The organism is Micromonospora orduensis (genome assembly GCF_006228125.1).
Taxonomy (GTDB): Bacteria; Actinomycetota; Actinomycetes; order Mycobacteriales; family Micromonosporaceae; genus Micromonospora; species Micromonospora orduensis.
In genome coordinates, this window is record NZ_VDFY01000181.1 from 37,426 (window position 1) to 46,399 (window position 8,974).

5 protein-coding genes are annotated in these 8,974 nt (G+C 74.2%); 1 reads left to right on the top strand and 4 read right to left on the bottom strand.

Going from position 1 to position 8,974, the window contains the following annotated elements:
• The first annotated feature begins 36 nt into the window (after positions 1–36).
• A complete protein-coding gene (locus tag FHG89_RS20095; protein ID WP_139585947.1) occupies positions 37–1,104 on the top strand; it encodes an NADH:flavin oxidoreductase/NADH oxidase in 1,068 nt (355 codons plus the stop codon).
• 46 nt (positions 1,105–1,150) lie between these two features.
• Here FHG89_RS20095 and FHG89_RS20100 read toward each other — a convergent pair whose 3' ends face one another.
• The 4 genes from FHG89_RS20100 to FHG89_RS34470 form a co-directional block, all read right to left on the bottom strand.
• Complete coding sequence (locus tag FHG89_RS20100) at positions 1,151–4,666, bottom strand: ATP-binding cassette domain-containing protein (RefSeq protein ID WP_139585949.1); 3,516 nt, start codon at positions 4,664–4,666, stop codon at positions 1,151–1,153.
• 96 nt (positions 4,667–4,762) lie between these two features.
• On the bottom strand, positions 4,763–5,356 hold the full coding sequence (locus FHG89_RS20105) for a TetR/AcrR family transcriptional regulator (protein ID WP_139585950.1): 594 nt from the start codon (positions 5,354–5,356) through the stop codon (positions 4,763–4,765).
• Positions 5,357–5,366: 10 nt separating this feature from the next.
• Positions 5,367–7,601, bottom strand: a complete 2,235-nt coding sequence (locus tag FHG89_RS20110) for a YhgE/Pip domain-containing protein (RefSeq protein WP_139585952.1) — start codon at positions 7,599–7,601, stop codon at positions 5,367–5,369.
• Positions 7,598–8,506 (bottom strand): ATP-binding cassette domain-containing protein, encoded by a 909-nt coding sequence (locus FHG89_RS34470; RefSeq protein ID WP_139585954.1) that lies wholly within the window; start codon positions 8,504–8,506, stop codon positions 7,598–7,600. The genes FHG89_RS20110 and FHG89_RS34470 overlap by 4 nt, the downstream gene beginning before the upstream one ends.
• Between the last annotated feature and the right edge of the window lie 468 nt (positions 8,507–8,974).

Below are 8,974 nucleotides of genomic sequence, written 5' to 3' on the forward strand. Positions count from 1 at the left end.
CGAGGGGTCCGTCGACGTTTTCGAGAGGATGACGACATGAGTTCCCTGTTCACACCGCTGGCCCTGCGCGCGGTCACCCTGCCCAACCGGATCGCCATGGCACCGATGTGCCAGTACTCGGCCGGCCCCGACGGGCTGCCCACCGACTGGCACCTGATCCACCTCGGCACCCGCGCCGTGGGCGGAGCCGGTCTGGTGCTGACCGAGGCAACCGCCGTCCTGCCCGAGGGGCGGATCACCCCGCAGGACACCGGGCTGTGGTCCGGCGCGCACGTGGACGCGTGGCGACCGGTGACCGCGTTCGTCGCCGCACACGGCGCGGTGCCGGCCGTGCAGCTGGCGCACGCCGGCTTCAAGGCCTCGACGTACCGGCCGTGGGCGCCGGAGCGCGGCGGCGTTCCGGACGACGAGGGCGGCTGGACCCCGGTCGCCCCCGGGTCGGAGCCGTTCACCGCCGACTACCGGACGCCGACCGCGCTCGACGCGGCGGGTGTCGCCGGCGTGGTCGACGCGTTCGCGGCCGCCGCCGAGCGGGCACTGGCCGCCGGGTTCGCCGCCGTGGAGATCCACGCCGCGCACGGCTACCTGCTCAACGAGTTCCTCTCCCCGCTGACCAACCACCGCACCGACGGCTACGGCGGCGACCGGGCCGGCCGGATGCGGCTCACCCTTGAGGTCGCCCGCGCGGTACGCGCCGCCGTCGGCGAGAACGTCCCGGTGCTCACCCGGATCTCCGCCACCGACTGGGTCGAGGGCGGCTGGACGATCGAGGACAGCGTGGTGCTCGCCGGCGAGCTGGCCGCCGTCGGCGTGGACCTGATCGACGCGTCCTCCGGCGGCGTGAGCACGGACCAGCGCATTCCGCTCGGTCCCGGCTACCAGGTGCCGCTGGCCGCCCAGATCCGCCGCGAGGCCGGCGTGCCGAGCGGCGCGGTGGGCCTGATCGTGGAGCCGGAGCACGCCGAGCAGATCATCGCCAGCGGCGACGCCGACCTGGTGCTGCTCGGCCGGGAGCTGCTGCGCGACCCGTACTGGCCGCGCCGGGCCGCCGCGAAGCTCGGCGTCGCGTACACCGGGCCGGCGCAGTACGCCCGCGCCGCCTGATGCCCGCCGGTCGGGCGGCTGCCGTACCCCGGCAGCCGCCCGGCCGTCAGCCGGCCAGGTGCGACCAGTCGCCCTCCAGGTCCCGCCAGGCACCCTGAGCCGCCACGGCTCCGCCGAGCAGCACCACCACGTGGTCGGCGCGGACCAGCGCGGCCCGCTTCGCGGTCGACCCGACGACTGTCACCCCGTGCGCCCGCAGCGCCTGCCACAGCGCCAGCTCGGTGGTGACGTCCAGCGCCGACGAGACGTCGTCGGCGACCAGCAGCTCGGTCCGCGGCGCCAGCGCCCGAGCCAGGGCCAACCGCTGCAACTGCCCGCCGGAGAGCCGGGTGCCCTTGTGCCCGATGAGCAGGCCCAGCCCGCCACCGGCGGCGGCCAGGTCGTGGTCGAGCTGCGCGGTGCTGACCGCCCCGGCCGCGTCCACCTGGTGCCCGAGGGCGATGTTGTCGGCCACCGTGCCGGACAGCACCCGGGGCAACTGGCCGACGTAGCCGACCTGGTTGGGGCGCAGGAACAGCTCCGGCTCGGTGACCGGGTCGCCGTTCCAGGACAGCTCGCCGGTGTGGTGCACGATGCCGGCCAGCGCCCGCAGCAGGGACGACTTGCCCGACCCCACCGGCCCGACGACAAGCACCAGCTGTCCCCGTTGGACGGTCAGGTCCACGTCCCGCACGGCGACCGTGCCGTCGGAGTGCACCACGCCGAAGCCGCGCAGCTCCAGGCGGCGCAGCGGATGGCGGGGTGGTGACGTCGGCGCGGGAGCCGTCCCGGCGGCCAGGTCGACCGCCGGCACCGCCGCGGAGTACGCGCCCACCCCCGTCATCGCCACCGTCCGGCGGGTCCAGACCCGCGCGGAGGGCAGCTGGGAGATCAACGACGCTGTCGTCCAGGCGAACCAGCGGGCCGCGCCCAGGGTGGAGACCGCCACCAGCACCGCCCCGGCGGAGAGCCCGCCGCTCAGGTAGAGCGCCCACGCGCCGATCGGCAACAGCCCGCTGGCCACCGACGGCGTGGAACGCGACCACACCTGCACCGAGATCTCCCGCCGCTGCCGGTCGCTGCGCAGCGCGTCCAGGTCCGCCAAATGCCGCAGCACCGCCGCCGTCGCGCCGGCGAGCTTCACCGTGCGCGCCGCGGAGAGCGCCGAGACCAGCGCGGTGGCGAACGCGGCCCGCGCCGTCACCGTCGCCCGGGCCGCCCGCTCCAGCTTCGGCCCGAACAGCGTCGCGGCCAGCCCGGAGACGACCATCGTGCCGAGGAAGAACAGCCCAGGTACGACGCTGCCGGTGACCGCCGTCATGGCGACCAGAAGGACCAGCGCGACGGCCTGGTCCAGCACGTTGTCGGCGAGCTGGACCACCCGCTCGGTGTCGCCGCCCTGCGCCACCACCTCGGCCGGGGTGTGCGAGCTGACCCGGCGCGGCCCGGTCTGGCCGTGCACCAGGCGCAGGCCGATCCGCAGCATCTGCCGTACCCACCACTGCGGGAACCAGACGTGGGTGTAGAACGGCAGCGGCATGGTGACCAGCAGTCCGGCCACGATCCCCACCGCCGGCAGGTACGGGTTGCCGGTGCCGTCGACCAGGTCGGCCCAGAGCCAGGGCAGCACCGGGCCGTCCAGCCCGAGCAGGCTGAGCCCGAGGAACAGCACGATCGCGGTCGCCCCGTACCGGGGATCGTTGAGGCAGAGCCGGAAGATCTCCCGCAGCGTCCGGGCCGGCGGCACCGGTGGCAGTGGCGGCGGGTCGGCGCGGGTCGGCCCGACCGGCGCGGCCGGTTCGGCAGGTGTGGTCGCCGGCTCGTTCGGCCAGTCGTCGACCGGGTCGGGGCCGACCAGCAGGTCGGTACCGGCGCCGGCGCGGCCGGTCGGCGCCGACGCGGCGTACGCGGCGGCGTGGCTGGTGGCCAGCAGTTCGGCGAAGCGCGTCGACGTCTCCAGCGGGCCGGCCTCGACCACCGCGCCGTCGGCCAGCACCACCACCTCGTCGCAGCGGCGCACGGAGGAGAGTCGGTGCGCGATGACGATGCCGATCCGGTCGCGCAGCAGTCGTTCGGTGGCCCGCTGCACCCGCGCCTCGGTGACCGGGTCCAAACGGGCGGTGGCCTCGTCGAGGATCACCACGTGCGGGTCGCGGACCAGGATCCGGGCGAACGCCACCAACTGCTCCTGACCGGCGGAGAGCACGTGGCCGCCCTCCCCCAGCCGCGTCGCCAGGCCCTCCGGCAACTCGGCGATCCAGCCGGCCAGGCCCAGCTCGTTCAGCGCCCGCGCGGCGGCGTCGAGCAGGTCCGGGTCGAAGAGCGCCACGTTCTCGGCGAGCGTGCCGGCAAGGATCTCGGTGCGCTGCGGCACCAGCGCCACCCAGCGGCGCAGCTGCTCGACGTCGAGATCACACAGGTCGGTGCCGCCGAGGAAGACCGTTCCCGGCGGCACGTCGACCGCCCGGGTGAGCACCTTCGCCAGAGTCGACTTGCCCGAACCGGTCCGCCCGATCAGCGCGTACGAGCGGCCACGTGCGAAGGTCAGGCTGAGCCCGCGCAGGGCGGCCCCCCGGCCACTCTCCGGGCCGCTCACCTCGTACTCGAACGTCAGGTCACGGATGCGCAGATCGCCCGAGGTCGGGCTGGCTCCGCCGACGGGTTCCTGCCGGGCCTGCTGGAGCAACCGCACCCGGGCCCACGCCCCGAGAGCCTCCTGGATCTCCGGCACCATCCGGCTGACGTGTTCCGCGGTGGCCCCGAAGGCCAGGGCGAGCAGCCAGATGGCGGTGAGCCGGGCGGCGTCGATCCGGCCGGTGGCCAGCGCCCACGCCCCGCCGAGCACCACCGCACCGATGCCGGCCCGGATCGTCGCGGTGGCGACCGTCGCCACCCGGGCGGACATCACCCAGACCCGTTGGCCCCGGGACAGCACGGCGGCGGCGCGGCGGGCGTACAGGCGCAGCACGTACGGCCGGGCCAGGCTGGTCCGTACGTCGTCCTGGCCGTGCACCGCCTCCTCCATGACCGCGGCCAGGTCGGACCAGGCCTCCTCCTCGGCCATCCGGGCCGGGCCGATCCGTGCCGTGGGCCGACGCAGTCCGACCGCGAGCACCACCGTGAGCAGCAGCATCGCGATCCCGGCCGGCCACCACACGACCAACGCGACGACCATCGACAACAGCCCGACACAGAGCCCCTGGGCGAGTCGGGTGCCCTGGTTACGAAGCGCCGCCGCCACCTGGTAGACGTCACCGTCGATCCGGTCGAGCAGCTCACCCACCGGAGTGGTCTCCAGGGTGGGCAGGTCCTGCCCGAGGGCGACGCGGCACAGCCGGCGGCGCACGTCGGCGGACCAGTCGGCGGTCAGGCCGGCCATCAGCAGGCTCACCGCGAGGTCGCTGAGCACCACGGCGACAAGTGCCGCGGCCAGCACGGCGAAGAAGCCGGCCGAGCGGTGCACCAGCACCGCGCCGGCCAGCGCCGAAGCGCCCGCCTGGCCGGCGGCGCCGAGCACGATGAGCATGGCGACGACAGTCATCCGGCGTGGCGAGGTGTCCCACATATCTCGGAGCAGGCGCATGGAGAGTCCCTCCGGACGTGGGTGGCTGAGCACCCAGCCTGCCGGCTACGACCCCGTCCACTCAACCGAATTACCCGCTCTGAGCAGGTCTTCCGCTCACGTCTGGGCGACCCGGCGCACGATGCCGAGCAGCGCCTCCTGCACGTCGGAGATGGGCCGGTCGGGTTGGAACACCAGCCAGTCCACGGCCACCACCAGGCCCACGCCGAACAGCGCCGAGGAGGCGGTCGGCACGTCCAGATCGGGCGGCAGGTCGCCGCTGTCCACTCCGGCCCGCACCGTCTCGGCGATCACCTCGATCGCCTCGCTGCGCAGCAGCCGCAACGTCTGCTGCCACTCCCGGTTCGTCCGCCACATCTCCGACAGCAGCAACTGGGCGAACGCCCGGTACCGGCGGATGTACTCCAACTCGGCGCGGACGAGGGCCGCCAGCGCGGCGCGGGGCGGCAGCCCGGCGACCGCCGCTCGGAACTCGGCGGTGAGCAGACCGATGCCGTGCCGCAGCAACTCCTCGAAGAGCACCGTCTTGGACTCGAAGTTGTAGTAGACCGTCCCCTTCGCGACCCCGGCCCGCGCCGCGATGTCGTCCACGGTGGTCGCGGAGAAACCCTGCTCGGCGATGAGTTCGACAGCCGCGACGAAGAGACGCTGGCGGGTGTCCTCCCGCCGCCTCGACCGTCCGTCCGTCACCGGCACATCCTCACATGGCCAACTCGGGGTGCAGCTTCGACGGGGTGAGCCGGCGCGAGCGGCGGGCCGCGAGAGTGGTCAGGACCAGCGCCGCCGCCCCGAAGCCGACAAGCACCAGCACCGCCCGCAGCACCGGGGCGGTCGGGCCTCCGTTGACTGTGTGCCGCAGCCCGTCCACCACGTAGCTCATCGGCAGCCACGGGTGGATCGCCTGGAAGAAGCCGGGCGAGGTCTGCACCGGGTAGGTCCCTCCGGACGAGGTGAGCTGGAGCATCAGCAACGCCAACGCGGCGAGCCGTCCGGCCGGGCCGAGCTGGGCGCCGAGCCACTGCATGATCGCGGTGAACGCGAGCGAGACGAGGGCGAGCAGGCCCAGCGTCGCGGCGGGCCGGACCGGGTCCAGCCCGAGCAGCACCGTCACCGCCGCGAACAGCACCCCGGCCTGGGCCAGCCCGACCGCCGCGGCGGGCAGCCAGCCCGCAAGCGCCACCCGCCAGGCGGGTGCGCCGGACATGACATGCCGCCGGTTGACAGGCCGCAGCAGCATGTACGTGATCATCGCGCCGACCCAGAGAGCCAGCCCGAGGAAGTACGGGGCGAAGCCCACCCCGTACGAGGCGGCCGGGTGCCGGGCCGAACGGTCCAGCGACACCGGATCACCGAGTACGTCGGCGCGGGCGTCCGGGTCGTCGTACCCCGGGATCTTCTTCTCTCCGGCGTTCAGGCCGGCGGCGAGGTCGCCGGCCCCGCCGTCCAGGCGGGTCAGCCCGGAGGCCAGCTCACCGGCGCCGCTCTCCAGCCGGACCAGACCGTCGGCGAGCTGGTCGCTGCCGCTGGTGAGCTGGTTGAGCCCGCCGTCCAACTCCCGCGCCCCGGTGGCCAGCCGGAACAATCCGCCGCGCAGCCGCTCGACACCTGTTGCCGCGTCGCCCACGCCGTCGCGTAGCTCGGCGCTGCCGTCGGCGAGGGCGCCCAGGCCGGCGGCGAGCTCGTCGACCTTGCCGCGCGCGGCGGCGACGTCGTCAGCCAGGTGCGGTGCGGCGTCGGCGATCTGCCGGGCGGTGGCCGCCACGGTGGTCATGCGGTTCCGCAGCGCCGTCAGGTCGGCCTGGTCGAGACCGGAGACGACCGCCCGGGCCGCCTCGACGGTGGCCGTCGCGGCCGTCCGGGCGGCAGCGACGTTCGGATCGTCGGCCAGCTCCGGGTGCGCGGCGACCAGGGCGTCGAGCCGCTCCCGTACCGTCTCGGCCTGGGTCAGGGCCTTCTGCGCCCGCTGCGGCAGAGCGTCCAGGCCGTCGGCGAGCGCCTGCGCGCCGTCGGCGATGGCCGTCGCCGACCGCTCGATCCGCTCGGCGTTGTCCCGCAGCACCGGCTCGATCCTCGCGGCCGCACCGTCCACCGTGCTGGCCACCGCCCGGGTCGCGGTGGCCGCGCGGGCGGTGCCGTCGGCGAGCTGCGCCGCACCGGTCCGGAGCTGGTCCAGCCCGGCGGTCAACTCGTCGGCGCCCCGCGCGCTCTGGTCCAGCCCGTCGGAGAGACTTCCCGCACCGTCGGCGGACCGCCCCAACCCGTCGGCGACCTGCCCGGCCCCGGATGCCGACCGGTCCAACCCGTCGGCGATCCGGCCCGCGCCGGCCCGGGAGCTGCCCAACCCGTCGGCGAGCTGACCCGCACCATCGGCGGCTCGACCGGTCTCGGCCTTGGCGTCGGTGAAGCCGACAAGCATCCGGGCGAAGTAGCCCGACGCGGCGCTCTCCGCGGCGGCGGCCCGGATCTCGCTGAACGCCGACCGGGCGAGCAACCCGGACAGGTAGTTCGTGGCGTCGTCGTTGACCACCTTCAGCTCACCCCGGTGCGCCGGCTGGTCGGGCTCCGGGCTCGCGGCGAGCGTGGCGGAGAAGTCCGCCGGGATGGAGAACACCAGGTGGTAGCGGCCGGTACGCAGCCCCGCGGCGGCGTCCTCGGCATCGGTGACCTGCCAGCCGAACACCCGGCGGTCGATCAGCTCGTCGGCCAGATCCTGCCCGGCGTGCACCACCGACCCGTCGCTGGCCGTCGCCGGCCGGTCGGCGTTCACCAGGGCGACCGGAATCCGGTCCATCTTCCCGTACGGATCCCAGAAGGCGTAGAGGTAGAGGGCCCCGTACAGCAGCGGCACGACGGTCAGCACGGCCAGCGCGGCGCGCGGCAGCCGGCCCCGGGTCATCCGGCGCAACTCGAACCAGGCCAGTCGGACAACACTCATCGGTTCACCTCGGTGTCCTGGTCGGCAGCCGCCCCGACGACAACGGCGGTTTCGGGTGGGCCCAGTCGGTGCACAATCGACGGCGAATGCGCTTCCACCTCACGGGCGGTCACCACCACCGCGATGCCCCGGTCGGTCAGCCGACCGATAAGGTCCCAGAGCAGGGCGCGGTCCGCACCGTCCGCACCCGCGTCGATGTCGTCGGCGAGGATCAACCCCGGCCCCGCGAGGGTGGCGAGCACCAGCCCGAGGATTTGGCGCTGCACCGGGGTCAGGTCCCGTCCTCGGCTGGCCGGATCGAGCGGGACGTCCGTGCCCAGTCCGGCGCCTTCGATCACGGCGGCGACCGCGTCCCGCCGGCCCTGCCTCGGCGACCTGCGCCGGCCGACCCGTCGACCGCCCACCGCGCCGCACCCGAAGAACCCTCGACGGCCCGTCGACCGTCGGTCGGGCCCGCCTCGGCCTCCGGCTTGGCCTTCGACTTCGACTTCGGCTCCGGCTCCGGCTCCGGCTCCGGCTCCGGCAGCGTCGGCAAGCTCGGCAGCCGGGAGCTCGCCTGCCGCACCGGGACGAAGGGCCGTCGGCCCGGCACGGTCAACTCGCCGCCCGAGCAGCGACAGTCGTTCCGAGATGTGCTCGGCGACCGTCAACTCCGGGTCGGGCTCGTGCACCCCGGCCACCTGACCGAGCGCCGCGGCCGCACGGAGCTCCAACTGGCCTTCGCTCGTGGGGAAGCGGTTTGCCAGGGCGAGGAGCAGAGAGGTCCGTCCGCTACCGGGCGCCCCGACGATCGCGTGCAGCTCACCCGCGTTGACCGCAAGGTCGACACCCCGAAAAACCCACCCCCGAGAGGTACGCAGGCCAAGACCCCTCGCCTCGACCACCACGACGCCCACCCCGATCACTGTACTGACTGGTCAGTCTAAAAACATGACCCAGCATAGGCGTGGTGGTCGGGTTCGCGCCCGTCTGGGACGCGTGATCCCGGTCATCACGGTCGGGATATCAACCCGCCCCGGACATCCCGATATCGGCGATCCCGAGTCGATCACCGCCCGGACGCCCCCTGCCGACTGCGTCCACCGCGTCGAATGGGCGGGATGTCCGCCTCTGGGCGGCTGTTGGGGTGTGACCGGGTGCATCCGTGGGCTGGAATCGTGGCGGGCCGGGGGTCGTTAAATACCCTGACGATCGCAGGACCACGGCCACCCCGCCCGGCTCGACCGGGGCGGGAATGACCGGCCGGGCCGGGTCGTTGCAGACCCCCGAACGACCGCAGGCCCCGCCGACCGACCGGCTCGATCCGGTACCCGCACGGTAGGGGCGCGCCCGGGAATCCCACCGGCCCGACGGTCGTTACACACGGTCCCGGC

Bases quoted from the DNA above. Each gene is read 5' to 3' on its own strand.
- FHG89_RS20100 (WP_139585949.1), bottom strand. From the start codon at position 4,666: ATGCGCCTGCTCCGAGATATGTGGGACACCTCGCCACGCCGGATGACT.
- FHG89_RS20095 (WP_139585947.1), top strand. From the start codon at position 37: ATGAGTTCCCTGTTCACACCGCTGGCCCTGCGCGCGGTCACCCTGCCC.
- FHG89_RS20110 (WP_139585952.1), bottom strand. From the start codon at position 7,601: ATGAGTGTTGTCCGACTGGCCTGGTTCGAGTTGCGCCGGATGACCCGG.